The organism is Vicinamibacterales bacterium (genome assembly GCA_035699745.1).
Taxonomy (GTDB): Bacteria; Acidobacteriota; Vicinamibacteria; order Vicinamibacterales; family 2-12-FULL-66-21; genus JAICSD01.
Genome location: DASSPH010000010.1, coordinates 132,944 through 149,444, shown reverse-complemented (window position 1 = coordinate 149,444; position 16,501 = coordinate 132,944). Strand labels below are relative to the sequence as shown.

The window sequence follows — 16,501 nt, the reverse complement described above, 5'->3', positions numbered from 1 at the left end:
AACCGATCGATTCCGTGGTGGGCCGCCGGCCTGTCGGTGATGGCCACGCAGTTGAGCGCGATCACCATGATCGGCACGACCGGCCAGGGCTACAACGACGGCATGCGGTTCATCCAGTTCTATTACGGCCTGCCGATCGCGATGATCATCCTGTCGGTCACGCTGGTGCCGTTCTTCTACCGCTCGGGCGTCTACACCGCCTACGAGTACCTCGAGCGCCGCTTCGACCCGAAGACGCGCAGCTTCACCAGCCTGCTGTTCCTCGTCTCGCGGGGCATGTCGGTCGGCGCGGTGGTGTCGGCGCCCGCGGTGGTGCTGTCGCTGGTACTCGGATGGGATCTCACCGCGACGGCGCTGCTCATCACGATGCCGGCCGTCGTCTACACGATGTTCGGCGGCGTGCAGGCGGTGACGTGGACCGACGTGAAGATCATGACGCTGATCGTCATCGGCCTGATCGCCATGATCGCCGCCGCGGTGATCGGGCTCCCGGCCGGCATCAGCCTGACCGACGGTCTCGGGATCGCCGCCGCGACCGGGCGTCTCCGCAGCTTCGAGTTCTCGTGGGATCTCACCAATCAGTACACCGTCTGGTCCGGCACGATCGCGGCGCTGTTCCTCTTCTGCTCGTACTTCGGCACCGACCAGAGCCAGGTGCAGCGCTATCTCACGGCGCGCTCCGAGGGGGAGGCGAAGCGCTCGCTGCTGATGAGCGCGTACTGGAAGATCCCGCTGCAGGTGCTCGTGCTGCTGCTCGGGATCATGGTCTTCGTGTTCTACGTGTTTCACACGCCGCCGCTGCTGTTCAGCGCCGCCCAGGAGAAGCGGCTCAAGGAAGGGCCGGCGGCGGCGCAGTACGCCGCGCTCGAGGGAGAGTTCACCGGCGCGCTCACGGCGCGGAGAAGCGCCGGCGAGGCGCTGGCCGCCGCGCGGGACGGCGGAGACGAGGCGCGCCTTGCGGCGGCGCGTGACGCGTTCGTCGAGACGAACGGCTCGGTGAACGCCATCCGGACGCGCGCCTTGACGATGGTGCGCGACAACACCGGCGATCGGACGTTCACCGACGTCAACTACATCATTCCGACCTTCATCCTCACCCATCTGCCGGTCGGGTTGATCGGCATGTTGATCGTCGCCATCCTGATGGCCGCCACCGACACGATCGCCGGCGAGCTGAACTCGCTGTCCACCGCCACGGTCATCGACTTCTACAAGCGCTGGTACAGGGCCGAGGCCTCCGATGCCCATTACCTCCGCGTGTCGAAAGCGGCGACCGGCATCTGGGGGTTGATCGCGTGCGGCGTCGCGGTGTGGGCCGCGGAGCTGGGCTCCCTGATCGAGGTGGTCAACCGCTTCGGATCGTTCTTCTACGGCTCGATTCTCGGGGTGTTCATCCTCGCGGTCGCATTCCCGCGGGCCACCGGCACCGGCGCGTTCGTCGGCCTGCTCGCGGGGATGGGCTCGGTCGCCTGGGTGGCCGCGATGACCAAGGTCGCCTTTCTCTGGCACAACGTCGTCGGGGCGGTCGGCGTCGTCGTCGTCGGCCTGGTGGTCAGCGAGATCGACCGCGCGGTCAGCCGCCGGGCGCCCGAACGGATCTGATACACCCGCCCCTGTAGGAGCGTCCCCTGCCGGCCGATAGACGGGCCGTGAATCCGTCGATGCGTCCGCAGACGATTCTGATCATCGAGGACGAGGAGGGGGTCCGCTCGTTCTTCGCGAAGGCGCTGGAGCTTGGCGGCTACACGCCGATTGCCGCCACCACCGCCGAGGACGCGCTGAAGCTGATGAACCAGGGGCTGCGACCGGATGCCGTGCTGCTCGATCTGGCGATGCCGGGCATGGGCGGACTCGGCTTCCTGCTGCAGCTGGGCGCCGATCCCGTGCGGCGCCGCATCCCGGTGGCGATCGTCACCGGGCACATCGCCATTCCACAGCCGGTGCAGGCCGCCGCCGACGCGCTCGGCGTACCGGTGCACCACAAGCCGCTCGACATGGACGGGCTGCTCGCGCTCACGGATCGCCTGCTCACGCCGCGCGTGCACTGAGAATCTGTTTTTCCGCATAAGCTCATCCACGATTGAGGATGGACTTCACGCCCGTTGTGCGGGATAGTGACCGGCGGTGACGGTCCCGCTCGCGACCTCGGTCCTCGTAGTCGAAGACCACGACGACACCCGCAGTGCCGTCGAGAACCTGCTCACTCACGCCGGATTCGATGTGCGGACCGCGTCCCATGGCGCCGAAGCGCTGCGGATGATCGACCGGCACGGCATGCCGCACGTGATCGTGCTCGACCTGATGCTGCCGTGGGTCAACGGCGTCGAGGTCCTGGCGACGCTGCGCGAGCACGCGAACGGGCGCCGGGTTCCGGTGCTGGTCACCACCGCGACCGCGACGACCGAGTTCGACCTGCGCGCGTACAAGCCTCTGAAGCTGATCCGGAAGCCCTTGAACTACTCGGCGCTGGTCGCCACGATCCAGGCGCTGCTGCTCGAGACGCAGTTCATCCCATGAAATTCGTCCCGCCGCGCCGGGACTGAAACAAAACCCGCGAATCGGGGTCCTATAGCGTGCCGACGCGCTCGCGTATGGATCCGGCGGTTCGTGCGGAACCGCTCTCCTCCCGACACCGCGAGCCGTCGGCCCTTCGGCACCGCTCCCGATCGCCCGATCACCCGATCACCCGATCACCCGATGTACGATGCCCGTGTGTCGGCCAGCCCTGATGAGCCGCTGCGCCAGTGGATCTCGCGCCATCGCCGGGTGTTCGCGCTCACCGGCGCCGGCTGCAGCACGGCCTCGGGCATTCCCGACTACCGCGACGAGCACGGCGCCTGGAAACGGCGTCCGCCGGTCATGATCCAGGCGTTCCGCACCCGGCCCGCCGTCTACCGCCGGTACTGGGCGCGGGCCTACGCCGGCTGGCCGCGCTTCACCGCCGCTGCCCCGGGCGCCGCGCACCATGCGTTCGCGGCCTGGGAAGCGGCAGGAACGCTGGCGCACCTGGTCACGCAGAACGTCGACCGGCTCCATCAGCGCGCCGGCAGCCGCGCGGTCGTCGATCTCCACGACAGGCTCGACGAGGTTCTGTGTCTTGGATGCGGTGCCCGCACCTCGAGGGCGGAGCTGCAGGAGACGATGACGGCGGCGAACGCCGGATGGCATGCCGCCCCGGCGACCGCGCCGGACGGCGATGCCGACATCGACGCCGCATCCGTCGAGGCCTTCGCCGCGCCGCACTGCGGCCGGTGCGGCGGCCTGCTGAAGCCGGACGTGGTGTTCTTCGGCGAGAACGTTCCTGCCGCACGCTATGCCGCCGCGCGCGACGCGCTGGCACGCTGCAACGCGCTCCTCGTCGCCGGATCGTCGCTGATGGTGTATTCGGGGTACCGCTTCGTGCTCCAGGCGCAGGCGGCAGGCGTGCCGATCGCGATCGTGAACCGCGGCGTCACGCGCGCCGATGCCATGGCCGCGGTGAAGGTGGAGGGGGACGTCGGCGGCGTTCTGACCAGGGTGCTGTCGGCGTGCCGCGCGTGAGCGATCGCGTCTTTGCGCGCGGCCGCGGGCGTACGCTAGACTGTCTGTCTCTTCCAGGAATTGGGCGCTTGGCTCAGCGGTAGAGCATCGCCTTCACACGGCGGGGGTCAGTGGTTCGAATCCACTAGCGCCCACCAATTCCCCGACGCGATTCCCCCCGCAGGCGCGCGATTACTCGGCGGTGCCGAGCGTCTTCACCTGGGCGATCAGCGCCTGCAGGGCCCGGGTGTAGGCCGCGTCTGCGGCGCCGAACGCCTTCACGTAGTCCGCTTCCGTGAGCTTCGCCTTCTTCCAGGCGCCGTCGAAGGTCGTGTTCGACGCCGCGCTCTCCAGGCTGTCCGGCGGATTCGACCCCGACGGCCGGATCACCAGCCCGTTGGCGTAGACGTCGTTGATCAGGACTTTCGATCCGGGCACCGAGGCGGACGACAGTTCGGCGTAGACCGCGCGATAGTCCTTGCGCGCCAGGAGCTCGGTCAGGAGCTGCGGGGCCGAATACTTCGCCGAGACCACGAGCAGCTGCGTGCCCGGGAAGTACAGCGCCGCGATGTAGGACCCGGGATTCTGCGCGTCGGCGACCGCAATCGCGTCCAGCTTCTTCTGGTCGAGCAGGCCGGTGAGCTGCTTCGCCAGGTCGACCGACCGGGTGTCCTGCGCGCGCGCCGCGGCCGGCGCGACCATCATCGTGGCGAGTAGAACGAAGGCGAGTCCCGTCTTCATGCGCCCTCCCACGCTAGCCGATGAACAACGCGTCTTCTTCTTCGACCCCGGCCGGCCGCCGGCTGTCCCGCATCTGCCGGAGCGCGCCGAGGCCGGCCTTCAGCGCCGCCGCGATCGCCATGCCTTCGCGCACCGGCGTGATGATCGCCTGCTGCACGATCGCGGACGTCTCGTCCACGCGGCGGGTCAGGTCGGTCACCAGCCGGTCGATCTTCTGCGCCTGCGCGGAGGCGAGGGCCGCCGTCTTCGAGGCCTCGTCGGCAATCTGATTCGCGCGTCCGATCAGCGGCCGGATGTCCTTCTGCAACGTCGCGACGATCTCACGGACCTGGAGTGCGACCCTGGCGAGCACGACGAGGGCGCCGATCTGCATCACGGCCATCAGCGCCGTCGACACGGCGATGACGCCGAGAAATGCCTGGCTCCACTCGTTCACACGCCCTCCCCCGGCGGAGCGATCGGCGATCCGCCGCGCGCCTGCTCGTAGGCCTCGCGCCCGCGCTCGAACGCCTGGTTCAGGTTCTCGCGCTGCCGGTGCCACATGTCGCGCCCCTGGCGCGCCGCTTCACCCGCGCGCTCGCGCCCCTCGCGGGCCTTGTCGGCCAGCAGCCGCCGCGTCTCTTCGCCGGTCGCCGGCGCCATCAGCAGCGCCACCGCCGCTCCAGTGATCGCGCCGAGCACGAACGCCACGACGACGGTGCCGGCTCCGCTGTCATCTCGCGCCATATGTCTCCTCTGTCTGCCGCTGTCCGCTCTTCAGAAGATGCTGACCCGCACGTTGAGGTACTTCTTGGGATCCTGTTTGATCGCCGCGATCAGCTCTTTCAGCTCCTTCGCGGCTGAGTTCATATTGTCATACATCTCTTTGTTGTGCAGCAGCTGGCCGGCCGTCCCCTGGCCCGAATTCAGGTTGCGGGTCAGGTCGTCGAGGCGCGCGATCGTGCTGTTCAACCGATCGTACAGCTCCTTTTCCGTCAGCAGCTTCCCGGCGGTGTTGTCGTTCCGCGTCAGCCGCGCGCTGACCTGCTCGAAGTTGCCGCTCGTCGCGGTCAGCGACTTCGCCAGCCGATCGTCCTTGAGGAAGGCGCCCAGGCTGCCCTCGCCGGCGTTGATCCGGCGGGTCATGTCCTGCAGGTTGTTCAGCGAGCCCTGCAGTTCGTCGTAGACCCGGGAGTCGCGCGTGAACTTGCCCAGCGTACCCTGGCCGCGGTTGATCGACGACGCCACCGCGTTGGCGGACGCGACGAAGGCGTTCAGCTCGCGATAGAGCTCCTCGTCCGTGAACAGCTTGCCGACCGAGCCCCGCCCGTCGCGAATGTCCTTCAGCAGCGCCGTCGCGTGCTCGATCCCCTGGTTCGCGGTCTCGGCGACGTCGGCGAGCTGCGCCGCCGGGCGCCGCGACTTGATGACGTCGCCGTCCTTCAGCGGCGTTCCGGTGGAGGCCGGCGACACGTCGATCAGCGGCTCGCCCAGCAGGCTCATCGACCCGATCGACGCGAACGAATCGGTGGTGACCCGCGACTGGTTCTCCTTCTTGATCGACAGATGGACGTCGACCCCCGTGCCCGACAGTTCCACCTTCGTCACCTTGCCGACCTCGACGCCGGCCACGCGGACGATGGCGCCGCTCTTCAGCCCCTGCACGTTGGGGAAGCTGGTCTTGAGGTCGTAGCGCTCCCACGCGAATCCGCTCGCCCCGCCGACGGCGACCACCAGCACGGCGGTGAGCGCCAGCGCAATCACGGCCATGACGCCGATTTTCAGTTCCGACCAGGCGAGCGATCGAGTCCTAGGCATTGCTGAGTCCTTGCTTGTGTCCGGTTGGAGTGTATCGGTTCTCGGTCATCGGCAGCGGTCACGACAGAAACGACTGCACGTACTCGTCATGCCGGGCGAGCGCGCGCAGCTCGCCGGCGTTCCCCTCGAAATGGATGCGGCCGTCCTTCAGCATGATGAACTCGGCCTGCTGCGCCTTGTCGTCGTCGGCCTTGGCGAACGACACCTCGCTGCCCTCGCGCGTCGCCGCGTGCTCGGCGACGAAGAACGCATCGCGCAGCTGATGCGTCACCAGCACCGAGCTGACCCCCTCGAGATCGCGAAGCTTGATGATCTCCTCGTCGACGCTCAGCGACGTGATCGGGTCGAGCCCGGTCGTCGGCTCGTCGTAGAGCAGGATGCGTGGCTTGGCCGCCATCGCGCGCGCGATCGCGACGCGGCGCCGCTGGCCGCCCGACAGCTCGGACGGCATGCGATCGATGAACTCCCCCAGGCCGACGAAGCCGAGCACCTCCTCGACCCGCGCGTTGGCCTTGTCGATCGGCCACTGCAGCTCCTCGAAGAGCTTGTAGCCGACGTTCTCGCGGACGGTCAGCGAATCGAACAGCGCCCCCTCCTGGAACACCATGCCGAGATCGGCGCGCACGCGCATCAGCGCGTCCTCCGACATGCCGTCGATCTGCTCGCCGTTGACGAAGATGCGGCCGGTGTCCGGCCGCAGCAGTCCGAGCGCCAGCCGCAGGATCGTCGACTTCCCCGCGCCGCTCGCGCCGAGGAAGATCTTGGTGTGGCCGGTCTGCAGCGTGAAGCTCACGCCGCGCAGGATCACCTTCTCGTCGAACGCCAGATTCACCTGATCGAACACGACGATCGGCCCGCCGAACGCCAGCGCTTCGTCGAGCAGCGCCGAACGGGAGGTATCGAGCGGCGCCATCTCAGTAGATCAGCACGATCAGGACCTTGGTGACCATGAAGTCGACCGCGATCACCGCGACCGAGCTGGCGACGACGGCGAGCTTGGTCGAGCTGCCGACGCCCTGCGTGCCGCCCGTCGTCCGCATGCCGACGTGGCAGCCGATCGTCACGATGGTGAACCCGAGGAAGATCGGCTTGATGATCCCCATCCAGACGTCCTGGATGTAGAGCCCCTGGACGACGCTGCTCCAGTAGACCGAGCTGGCGACGTGGAACTGCAGCACGGTGACGACCCAGCCGCCGACCATGCCGATGCCGGTGGCGAGGATGCTGAGCAGCGGCATCATCAGCACCCCGGCGAGGACGCGCGGCACCACCAGCTTGCGGACCGGATCGGTGCCGAGCGCGCGCAGCGCCGCGATCTGATCGGTGACCTGCATCGATCCGAGCTCCGCCGCGATGCCCGAGCCGACGCGCCCCGACACCATCAGCCCGCTCAGCACCGGGCCGAGCTCCTTCACCATCGAGGCGCTGATCAACCGGCCGATCATCGATCGCGCCCCGAACTGATCGAGCGTCATGCCGGAGTTGAGCGCCAGCACCATCCCGGTGAACAGCCCGGCGAGCAGCACGACGGTCAGCGACCCGATGCCGATGGCGTCGAACTGCTCGATGATGTCGCGGTAGTAGATCGGACGCGAGAAGGTCCCCCGCGCCACGCGGGCGAGCAGGCGGACGTACTCCTGGACCTCGAGCGTCGCGTCCTTCGCCCAGGACTCGATTCGCTTGGCAGGCAACTAGCGGCGGCTCCCGACCAGGCCCAGCTCGCGCGTCTTGAGCTGCCGAATGCGATCGCGCAGGGTGGCGGCCTTCTCGAACTCGAGGTTCGCCGCCGCCGCCTTCATCTGCTGCTGGAGCGCGTGCACGTGCGCATCCAGCTCCGCCTGCGTCTTGAACAGCCCTCCCTCGTCGGCGCTGGTGCCGACGGTGACGTAGTCGCGCTCGTACACGCTGGTCATGACGTCGTCGATGCTCTTGACGATGGAGGCGGGGGTGATGCCGTGCTCCAGGTTGTAGGCCTCCTGGATCCGCCGCCGGCGATCGGTTTCGTCGATCGCCGTCCGCATCGAGTCGGTGATCCGGTCCGCATACATGATGGCGCGCCCATTCACGTTCCGGGCCGCGCGCCCGACGGTCTGGATGAGCGAGCCGGACGAGCGCAGAAAGCCTTCCTTGTCGGCGTCGAGAATGGCGACCAGCGAGACCTCGGGCAGATCGAGCCCTTCACGCAGCAGGTTGATCCCGACCAGCACGTCGAAGGTGCCGCGCCGCAGGTCGCGCAGGATCTCGATCCGCTCGAGCGTGTCGATGTCGGAGTGCAGGTAGCGCACCTTGACGCCGAGCTCCTGGTAGTACTGCGTCAAGTCCTCCGCCATCCGCTTGGTCAGCGTCGTCACCAGCACGCGCTCGCCGCGCGCGGCGCGTTCGCGGATCTCGGCGAGCAGGTCGTCGACCTGCCCCTTGACCGGGCGGATGTCGATGATCGGGTCGACGAGACCGGTCGGCCGGATGATCTGTTCGACGACCGCGCCGCCGGATCGGTTCAGCTCGTAGGGGCCGGGGGTGGCGGAGACGAACAGCACCTGGCCGACGCGCGTCTCCCACTCCTCGAAGTTGAGCGGCCGGTTGTCGAGCGCGGACGGCAGGCGGAACCCGTAGGCCACCAGGACTTCCTTGCGCGAGCGATCGCCGTGATACATGCCGCGGATCTGCGGCACCGTCTGATGGCTCTCGTCGACGATGGTCAGCGCGTCCGGCGGCAGGTAGTCGAGCAGCGTCGGCGGCGGCGCGCCCGGCGGACGGCCGGTGAGGTGGCGCGCGTAGTTCTCGATCCCGTGGCAGTAGCCGATCTCCTTGATCATCTCGAGATCGAACATCGTGCGCTGGTGCAGCCGGTGGGCTTCGAGGACCTTGCCCTCGGACTCGAGCCTGGTCCGGTACCACTCGAGCTCCGCCTTGATGCTCTCGACCGCCATCTTCGTCCGCTCTCGCGGCGCGACGAAGTGCGTCTTCGGGTAGATGGCGACCTTGTCGTGCCGCCGCAGCGTCTTGCCGGTCAGCGGATCGAAGGAGCTCAGCTCGTCCACCTCGTCGCCGAACAGCTCGATGCGCAGCGCGTTCTCCTCGTAGGAGAGATAGACCTCGACGATGTCGCCGCGCACGCGGAAGACGCCGCGGGCGAAATCGTGGTCGTTGCGCTCGTACTGGATTTCGACCAGCTTGCGCAGGATCTGCTCGCGGTCGATGCGCTGCCCGCGCTCGAGCGGCAGCATCATCCCGTAGTACGCCTCCGGCGAGCCGAGGCCGTAGATGCACGACACCGAGGCGACGATCACGACGTCCCGCCGTTCGAACAGCGAGCGGGTCGCCGACAGGCGCATGCGATCGATCTCGTCGTTGATCGTCGCTTCCTTCTCGATGTACGAGTCGGTGGTCGGAACGTAGGCTTCAGGCTGGTAATAGTCGTAGTAGCTGACGAAGTACTCGACGGCGTTGTCGGGGAAAAAGCGCCGGAATTCCTGGTAGAGCTGGGCGGCGAGCGTCTTGTTGTGCGCCATCACCAGCGTCGGCCGGTTGACGCGGGCGATGCACTGCGCCATCGAAAAGGTCTTGCCCGAGCCGGTGACGCCGAGCAGCACCTGCGCGGGGTCGCCGCGCTGCAACCCGTCGACGAGCTCGTCGATCGCACGGGCCTGGTCCCCGCGCAGCTCGAAATCGGTGACGAGGTGGAAGCGGTCGTACTTCGACGCCATTGAACCCGAGATCGTACCACGGTCTCGGGCGGGGGACGGGTGGTTCGGGTTCCACGGGTTGCACAACGGGTTCTCCGGGTTCTCCGGGTTCTTCGGGTTCTACGGGTTCGGGTTCTACGGGTTCGGGTTCTACGGGTTCGGGGTTCTACGACGGGTTCTCCGGGTTCTCCGGGTTCTACGGGTTCGAACCCTGAACCCGAAGAACCTGAACCCGAAGAACCCGGAGAACCCGGAGAACCTGGAGAACCCGTGACGGGAACCCGTGACGGGAACCCGTCCCCCGCCCCCCGCGTTATGACCCCTGCTTGTACGGCGCGAAGTACCCGGACCGCGTGCGGAGGCGGGCGCCTTTGAGGTCCTGGCGGAGAAGCTTGATCTCCACCGGGCGCCAGGCGCCGTCGGTGCGCGGGTCGGAGGAGAGGTAGCCGAGCGTGTAGCGGCCGGCCAGCTCGGCGCGGATCTTTTCGAACACGCCGTCCAGATCCTTGGCCACACCCGGGAAGTACGCCTGGCCGCCGGTCAGGCTGGCGACGCGCTCGAGTTCGCTCCTCTGCTGCATCCGCGCGCTGCCCTGGTGCTCCATGTAGCCGATCGCGTAGACCGTCACGTCCGACGCCTTGCAGAGATCGAGCATCTCCGAGAAGCTGATCGCGCTGCGCGTGTCTCCGCCGTCGGTATACAGCACGAGCACCTTCTGCCCGTCCTGCTGCTGCGCGCCGTTCAGGTACACGCCCATGGCGTCATAGAGGGCCGTCCAGCCGTCCGGCTTTCGCGCCCGGATGCGCTCCACCAGGCGCGGATAGCTCTCCGGCGCGAAGCGCGCCACGCGGACCTCCGTGTCGAAGTCGACCAGCGTGACGTCGGCGGCGTGATCGAGCGTGTTGACGAACTTGATCGCGGACGTCCGCGCGTCCGCGAGATCCTTCGCCATGCTGCCGCTGGTGTCGAGCAGCAGGCCGATGTGCAGCGGCGGCGCCTCGGCGGGATTCCCGGCGGCGAAGAACTGCACCGCCTGCTTCTTCCCCGCTTCGACGACCGCGAAGTCGTCACGCGTGAGTCCGGCGATCGGCTTGCCCTGCTTGTCGACCACCGAGACGCCGAAGTGGATGAGATCCACGCCCGCACGGAACGTCGGCTGCTGCGCGGCCGGCGTCAGCCCGCTGGTCAGGACGAGAGCGACAGCGATCCCAGCACGGTTCATGGTAGCCCCCGGTATCTGCTGCGCGATGATACCGCCGATCGGCAGCCCGTCAGAACACCTTGTAACCGCTGAGGCGGACCACGTGGGTGCCGCGCCGCCCTTCGGCGTCGATTCCCTGCAGGCCGTAGCCCCACTCGACCGCGATCAGCGTGCCGAACGGCGCCGGCGCCTCGAGCGCCGCGCCGAGCCCGGGGTACTGGCGGAGGCCGCGCCCGAATCCGGGATCGCGCACCACCGCGCTGTCGGCGAAGCCGTCGAGCCGCAGCACGCGGAACAGCGACATCGCGGCCGCCGTCCGGATCACGCCGCCGCGGTCGTAGCGGATCAGCGCCGACGGATACCCGTGCAGGCGGTTGTCGAAGGTGCCAAACGCATACCGGCTGAAGCGATCCAGGCCGCTGCCGCCCATCACCGCGGCTTCGACGCGCGTGGTCAGGCGCCGCGACCAGGCGCGCGATCGCAGCACGCTGGCGCCGTAGCGCTGGTAGTCCGCCTCGTCGGCGCTGAACGCCGCGCGCTGCGCCGGCAGCCCCCAGGCGCGCCAGCCGATCCGGCGCGAGTAGCTGCCCCAGATCGATCCCTGCCACCCGGCCCGCTGCATGTCGAGGCCGAGGCGGATCGTGTGCGCGTTCTGGTTGCGCGGCACCACGAACTCGGGAGCCGTCACCTCGTGCCGCGCGTAGCGGTTGTAGTCCCACCCGTATTCGATCCGCACGGCGGTCCGCGGCGACAGCGGGCGCAGCAGCCACACCGCCGCCTGCGCCGGCCGCTGCCGGATGTCCAGCGGATACTGCTCGCGCCCGTTCTCGAAGGCGCGATCGTTGTACGACGACGCGATGCCGAAGGCGCGTCCGGCGAGCTGCCAGCGGGTGCCGCGCAGCGAGGGGGTCGAGAACGCCAGCTGGCCATAGGTGCCGCCGAAGAAGCCGTTGAACTGCGTGCCGGTCCCGAACAGATCGAAGTCCACATAACTGACGCCGGCGAACGGCAGCGGCCGGGAGATGTTCGGGTCGACGATCGCGCCGAACGCGAACGTCCGGACGCGCGTGGCGCGGCCGGCAACGACGCGGAGGCCGTCCGCGGCCGGCCCGCCCGCCGCCTGCCCCGGCTCGCCGGTCGCCTTCGCCATGTAGCGGAATCCCTGCGGCGTGTCGCGCAGCATGACGTCGTCGGACGCGAGCGCGGCGGCGCGCCGTCGGGCGAAGTCCGGCGCGTTCACGGCGTGACGGTCGATGACGAGCAGGCGGTGGATCGGCGTGCGCACGCTGGCGCCTTCGTAGGTCTGGCGCACGTCGGAGCGCGCGAGCAGCCAGCGTCCCTGCGCGTCGGGCGCGAACGTGTCGGTCTGCTCCGAGGCGACGATCGCGCCGCGAAGCCCGGTCTGTGCCGCCGAGACCTGCACGAGGGCGAACGTCGCGCTGTCGATCCAGGCGCGGCCGCGGTAGTACGACGCCGCCGCACCCCGATCGGCACGCGCGGCAGACTCCGGACCGAAGGAGACCACGTAACAGTCGCGTCCGCGAATCCGCTCGCGGCCGTCGAGCCGATACCGGTAGACGTCGGTGAGGGTGATCGTCAGCGGCGGCGCCGCGGCGCGCTCGGGTTCGATGATCGGCAGCTTCGGCACGCCGCCGCGGGCATCGAACGCGACCCCATTGACCCGGATGTTCGCCTGGCGGACCTCGACGATCCCCGATCCCCGATACAGGGTCGCGTCGGACGTGATGGTAACGGGCGCGACGAAGCCGGGCGCCTCGAACGTCAGCGCCATGCTGCCCTCGGAAATGACGCTGTCGATCTCCGCCGTCTGCCGCGCCGCGGCCGCCTGATGCCGCGCCAGGATCTCTTCCACCGTGAGCGCGCGCGGAGCGGCGACGTCGACGCCCTCGGCGAAGCGGCCGCTCTCCCCGGCGTGCACGAGGAATACGGACACCGTCGCGAGATCGAGGCGCTCGATCGCGGCGCCGGAGACATCAGACACGACGGTGGCTGGAGGAAGGCAGCCGGCCGTCACCCCGAGCAGATCCAGCGTGCGCGGATTCAGGTACGTCGGCACCGGCGCTCCGCCGCACGAGAGCGCGCGTTCGCGCATGGGCACGAGCCCTTCCGGCAGCCAGCGCTGCAGCACCGCCGCCGCCCCCGCGATCCGCGCGGCTGTGCCCTCCGCCTCCGGCAGGATCCAGATCCGGAGCGCTCCATCGTGGGGCTGCGCGAGCACGTCGGCCGAGAGCATCGGCGCCGCCGGCGGCACGAAGGCGTCCGCGTACGGTTCCACGCCGCGCTGACGCAGGTCCGCGGCAAGACTCGCCGTCGCCGCGACCATCAGCGCCGCGGCGGAACGCCGTCCGCGGGCGTCCGCCAGCGCGCGCTTCAGATCGAACGCCAGCCGCTCGGGATCTCCGGCGAGTGGCTCCAGGATCAAGAGGTCGACATCGGCCGCGAGGACCGGGTCCGCCTCGGCCGGGGTGCCGATCACGTGGAGACCTGGACGCGCGCCGCGCGAGCGCAGCGCGTCGAGCGCGGACTGCCACCCGCGCGCCCCGGGGGTGACCCGCACGACCACCCGCGCGCCGTCCAGCCGCGGCGGGAAGTTCTCCACCTGCCGGGGCGTGACGCTCGCCACCTGGCAGGACGCGCATGGCACACTGGGCGTCCCCTGCCCGGCCGCGGGGGCGCCCAGCCCGACAAGCAACGCCGAGAAGGCGTATACTTGGCGTTTGGCGTGCCTCCGCAATCGGGTGAAGGCGTAGTGCAGGGCCGCGACCCTGCCGGGATCTAAGTTGCGCGTTCTGGCCATTTGTCAGGATGAACTGGTCATCCGGTCGCTCGACGAAGTATTGCAGCCGAGCTTCGAGGTTGACTTCCTTGTCGAAAGCCGGCCCCTCGCGCGGCGTCTCCACGACGCCGGGATCGAGGTCGCGGCCGGCGATCCGAGGCGCGTCGATACCTACCTGAAAGCCGACATCACCCCCACCACCTGCTTCATCGTCGAAGACAACGGCAAGCGAAGTACCAAGAAAATCCTCGAGGCGCTGCGGGACGCCGGCGGCACCCTCATCTACGTGCTGCACACCGGCAAGCGCGCCGCGGGCCTGAAGATGGACGGCGACGGCGAGATCACGCACCTCAGCGTGGCCGAGCTGCTGCGGCCGACGCTGGTCACCGAGCTGAGCCGTTCGATGACGCGGGCGCGGGTGCAGCAGTACCAGCGCTACTTCGCGGATGCCGACCGGGTGCTGATTCTGCTGCACAACGACCCGGATCCCGATGCGCTCGCCAGCGGACTGGCGCTGCGCAACCTGCTGCGGCGGACGAAGACGACCGCGATCATCGGCGCGGTGCAGGGGGTCACGCGGCCCGAGAACCTGCGGATGGCGAACATGCTCGACATCCATGTCGAGCCGGTGACGCCGGCGTCGTTCGGCGCCTTCGATCGCATCGCCACGGTCGACGTGCAGCCGCATTATTTCGGCGGCATGCTGGATCGGGCGGATCTGGTCATCGACCACCATCCCGAGCAGCCCGGCTACACCGCGTTCTTCAAGGACATCCGCGCCGATTACGGCTCGACGTCGACGATTCTGACCGAGCACCTGCGGGCCGTCGACGTCAACATCTCCGAGCGCACCGCGACGGCGATGCTGTACGCGATCAAGTCCGACACGCTGTTCTTCGCGCGCCACACCAACCGCGTCGATCTCGAGGCGTTCACCTTCCTCTACCCGCTGGCCGACGCGGCGCTCATCCGGAAGATGGAGGGCGCTGAAATCACGCTCGAGCGCCTCGACTACGTCACCCGCGCCAGCCAGCACGGCATCCTGCGCGAGCAGGTGTTCACCGCGTTCATCGGCGAAGCGCCGCGCGAGGACTTCATCCCCTACACGGCCGACTTCTTCCTGCAGCTCGAAGACGTGAAATGGACGATCCTCGCCGGCGTCGTCGGCTCGACGTTGATCGTGAGCGTGCGCAACCTCGGCTACTCGCGCAACGCCGGCGAGTTCGTCAAGCGCTGGTTCGCCGACATCGGCTCCGCCGGCGGGCACCGGGCGATGGCGAAGGCGGTGGTCCCGATGGACCGCTTCCGGACGAAGTTCGGCGAGCTGGACGGCGCCGCGATCACCGAGCGCCTGGCCGACCTGGCCGACCAGTTCCTGCACGAGCCCGCCACCGAGAAGAAACTCACCGCTGCGCGCTGACACGCGTCGACGACGACCGCGCCGCCACAAAGACCCTGAAGATCACGAAGTTCTCGAGAAGACCCATTTCGTCTTCTTCAGGTCTTTGTCGTCCTTTGTGATCTTTGTGATCTTTGTGATCTTTGTGTCCTTTGTGATCTTTGTGCCGGAGCGTGATCCGTGACGGCGCGCTTCAGCTGGCGCCGAGCGCCTGATCGAGATCGTCGATCAGATCCTGCGGGTCCTCCAGGCCGATCGACAGGCGCGCCATGCTCGCGGTGATGCCCGCTTCGGCGAGCTGCGCCTCGGTGTGGCCCCACTGCGACGTGAGCACCGGAAGGCTGCAGAGGCTTTCGACGCCGCCCAGGCTGGCGGCGCGTCTGAAGACCTTGAGCCGATCGAAGAACCGCTCCGCGCCGGCGAGTCCGCCGCCCACGTCGACGCACACCATGCCGCCGAACCCGGACATCTGCCGCTTCGCCAGCGCGTGATCCGGATGTGATTCGAGGCCGGGATAGTAGACCGCCGCGACCCGCGGGTCCTTCTCCAGCCAGCGGGCGACGGCAAGGCCGCTGGCGTTGTGGCGGGTCATGCGGACGTCGAGCGTCTTCAGCCCGCGCCCGATGGCGTAGGCCGCCTGCGGATCCGCGATGCCGCCGAGCATCCGGCGGGCCTTGTCGATCGGCGCGAGCAGGTCCGCCGGCCCCGCCAGCGCGCCGGCCGTCACGTCGCTGTGCCCGTTCAGGTACTTCGTCACGCTGTGCATCACGATGTCGACGCCCAGCGCGATCGGCCGCTGATTGAGCGGACTCGCGAACGTGTTGTCGATGATCGACACGACGCCGCGCCTGCGGCAGGCAGCGGCGATCGCCGCGACGTCCACGCAGCGCAGCGTCGGGTTGATCGGCGACTCGAACCACAGGACCCGGGTCCGTTCGCTGATGACGCGTTCGGGGGTCGCCAGTTCATCGGTGGTCACGAAGCGCGCCTGGATGCCGAAGCGCGAGAGCAGATCGGCGAGCAGGTGCAGCGTCCCGCCGTAGATCGCGGCGCTGCAGACGACTTCATCGCCGGCCTCGAGCAGCCCCACCAGCGCGGTGGACGTCGCGGCCTGGCCGCTCGAGAGCAGCATCGCGGTCCCGGCGCCTTCGAGGGCGGCGATGGTCTTCTCCACCGCAACGACCGTCGGGTTGCCGTAGCGCGAGTAGAGGAACTTCTCCGACCGTCCCTCGTTGTACGCGCGCACCTCCGCCGCGTTCTCGAAGATGAACGTCGTCGTCTCGTAGATGGGAGTGGTGAGCGGACTGGCGTGGGCGTCCTTGCCCTGGCTCCCCTGCACGATCGTTGTCGCTGGTCGCATA

Annotated in this window: 16 protein-coding genes and 1 tRNA gene; 7 read left to right on the top strand and 10 right to left on the bottom strand. The window is 68.6% G+C overall.

Going from position 1 to position 16,501, the window contains the following annotated elements; all coding sequences use genetic code 11:
• From VFK57_01575 to VFK57_01555, 5 genes are all read left to right on the top strand, one after another.
• Positions 1–1,602: sodium:solute symporter (locus VFK57_01575; protein HET7694369.1), on the top strand; the 1,602-nt coding region annotated here is incomplete at its 5' end.
• 59 nt (positions 1,603–1,661) lie between these two features.
• Entirely contained in the window at positions 1,662–2,048 is a 387-nt protein-coding gene (locus VFK57_01570; protein HET7694368.1) for a response regulator, read from the top strand.
• A gap of 76 nt (positions 2,049–2,124) precedes the next feature.
• A complete protein-coding gene (locus tag VFK57_01565; protein HET7694367.1) occupies positions 2,125–2,517 on the top strand; it encodes a response regulator in 393 nt (130 codons plus the stop codon).
• A 180-nt stretch (positions 2,518–2,697) separates the two neighbouring features.
• Positions 2,698–3,540, top strand: coding sequence for an NAD-dependent protein deacetylase (locus VFK57_01560; protein ID HET7694366.1), 843 nt, complete (start codon positions 2,698–2,700; stop codon positions 3,538–3,540).
• Positions 3,541–3,602: 62 nt separating this feature from the next.
• Positions 3,603–3,677: transfer RNA gene (locus VFK57_01555), tRNA-Val, on the top strand.
• A gap of 34 nt (positions 3,678–3,711) precedes the next feature.
• On the opposite strand, the gene VFK57_01550 is transcribed toward VFK57_01555, so the two are convergent.
• Genes VFK57_01550 through uvrB form a run of 7 tightly spaced genes read right to left on the bottom strand, consistent with a single transcriptional unit; the run spans position 3,712 to position 9,764 of the window.
• Positions 3,712–4,260, bottom strand: a complete 549-nt coding sequence (locus VFK57_01550; protein HET7694365.1) for a hypothetical protein — start codon at positions 4,258–4,260, stop codon at positions 3,712–3,714.
• Between the two features lie 13 nt (positions 4,261–4,273).
• Positions 4,274–4,696 (bottom strand): hypothetical protein, encoded by a 423-nt coding sequence (locus tag VFK57_01545; GenBank protein HET7694364.1) that lies wholly within the window; start codon positions 4,694–4,696, stop codon positions 4,274–4,276.
• Positions 4,693–4,986, bottom strand: coding sequence for a YtxH domain-containing protein (locus tag VFK57_01540; protein ID HET7694363.1), 294 nt, complete (start codon positions 4,984–4,986; stop codon positions 4,693–4,695). Before VFK57_01540 ends, VFK57_01545 begins: the two co-directional genes overlap by 4 nt.
• Before the next feature lie 30 nt (positions 4,987–5,016).
• Positions 5,017–6,057 carry an MlaD family protein gene (locus tag VFK57_01535; protein ID HET7694362.1) on the bottom strand — a complete coding sequence of 347 codons (1,041 nt, stop codon included), beginning with the start codon at positions 6,055–6,057 and terminating at the stop codon, positions 5,017–5,019.
• A gap of 58 nt (positions 6,058–6,115) precedes the next feature.
• Entirely contained in the window at positions 6,116–6,970 is an 855-nt protein-coding gene (locus tag VFK57_01530) for an ATP-binding cassette domain-containing protein (protein ID HET7694361.1), read from the bottom strand.
• A 1-nt stretch (position 6,971) separates the two neighbouring features.
• Positions 6,972–7,748, bottom strand: coding sequence for an ABC transporter permease (locus VFK57_01525; protein HET7694360.1), 777 nt, complete (start codon positions 7,746–7,748; stop codon positions 6,972–6,974).
• On the bottom strand, positions 7,749–9,764 hold the full coding sequence (uvrB, locus tag VFK57_01520) for an excinuclease ABC subunit UvrB (protein ID HET7694359.1): 2,016 nt from the start codon (positions 9,762–9,764) through the stop codon (positions 7,749–7,751).
• A gap of 58 nt (positions 9,765–9,822) precedes the next feature.
• Between uvrB and VFK57_01515 the strand changes: the two genes are divergently transcribed.
• Positions 9,823–10,017 carry a hypothetical protein gene (locus tag VFK57_01515; protein ID HET7694358.1) on the top strand — a complete coding sequence of 65 codons (195 nt, stop codon included), beginning with the start codon at positions 9,823–9,825 and terminating at the stop codon, positions 10,015–10,017.
• Between the two features lie 39 nt (positions 10,018–10,056).
• On the opposite strand, the gene VFK57_01510 is transcribed toward VFK57_01515, so the two are convergent.
• On the bottom strand, positions 10,057–10,965 hold the full coding sequence (locus VFK57_01510; protein HET7694357.1) for a VWA domain-containing protein: 909 nt from the start codon (positions 10,963–10,965) through the stop codon (positions 10,057–10,059).
• Between the two features lie 49 nt (positions 10,966–11,014).
• On the bottom strand, positions 11,015–13,657 hold the full coding sequence (locus VFK57_01505) for a hypothetical protein (GenBank protein HET7694356.1): 2,643 nt from the start codon (positions 13,655–13,657) through the stop codon (positions 11,015–11,017).
• 88 nt (positions 13,658–13,745) lie between these two features.
• On the opposite strand from VFK57_01505, the gene VFK57_01500 reads away from it, so the two are divergent.
• Positions 13,746–15,161, top strand: a complete 1,416-nt coding sequence (locus VFK57_01500) for a DHH family phosphoesterase (protein HET7694355.1) — start codon at positions 13,746–13,748, stop codon at positions 15,159–15,161.
• Between the two features lie 172 nt (positions 15,162–15,333).
• Here the strand turns inward: VFK57_01500 and VFK57_01495 are convergent, their stop codons facing one another.
• Complete coding sequence (locus VFK57_01495; protein ID HET7694354.1) at positions 15,334–16,500, bottom strand: aminotransferase class I/II-fold pyridoxal phosphate-dependent enzyme; 1,167 nt, start codon at positions 16,498–16,500, stop codon at positions 15,334–15,336.
• Between the last annotated feature and the right edge of the window lies 1 nt (position 16,501).

Bases quoted from the DNA above. Each gene is read 5' to 3' on its own strand.
- VFK57_01570 (HET7694368.1), top strand. From the start codon at position 1,662: ATGCGTCCGCAGACGATTCTGATCATCGAGGACGAGGAGGGGGTCCGC.
- VFK57_01560 (HET7694366.1), top strand. From the start codon at position 2,698: ATGTACGATGCCCGTGTGTCGGCCAGCCCTGATGAGCCGCTGCGCCAG.
- VFK57_01550 (HET7694365.1), bottom strand. From the start codon at position 4,260: ATGAAGACGGGACTCGCCTTCGTTCTACTCGCCACGATGATGGTCGCG.
- VFK57_01540 (HET7694363.1), bottom strand. From the start codon at position 4,986: ATGGCGCGAGATGACAGCGGAGCCGGCACCGTCGTCGTGGCGTTCGTG.
- VFK57_01535 (HET7694362.1), bottom strand. From the start codon at position 6,057: ATGCCTAGGACTCGATCGCTCGCCTGGTCGGAACTGAAAATCGGCGTC.
- VFK57_01530 (HET7694361.1), bottom strand. From the start codon at position 6,970: ATGGCGCCGCTCGATACCTCCCGTTCGGCGCTGCTCGACGAAGCGCTG.
- uvrB (HET7694359.1), bottom strand. From the start codon at position 9,764: ATGGCGTCGAAGTACGACCGCTTCCACCTCGTCACCGATTTCGAGCTG.
- VFK57_01510 (HET7694357.1), bottom strand. From the start codon at position 10,965: ATGAACCGTGCTGGGATCGCTGTCGCTCTCGTCCTGACCAGCGGGCTG.
- VFK57_01495 (HET7694354.1), bottom strand. From the start codon at position 16,500: ATGCGACCAGCGACAACGATCGTGCAGGGGAGCCAGGGCAAGGACGCC.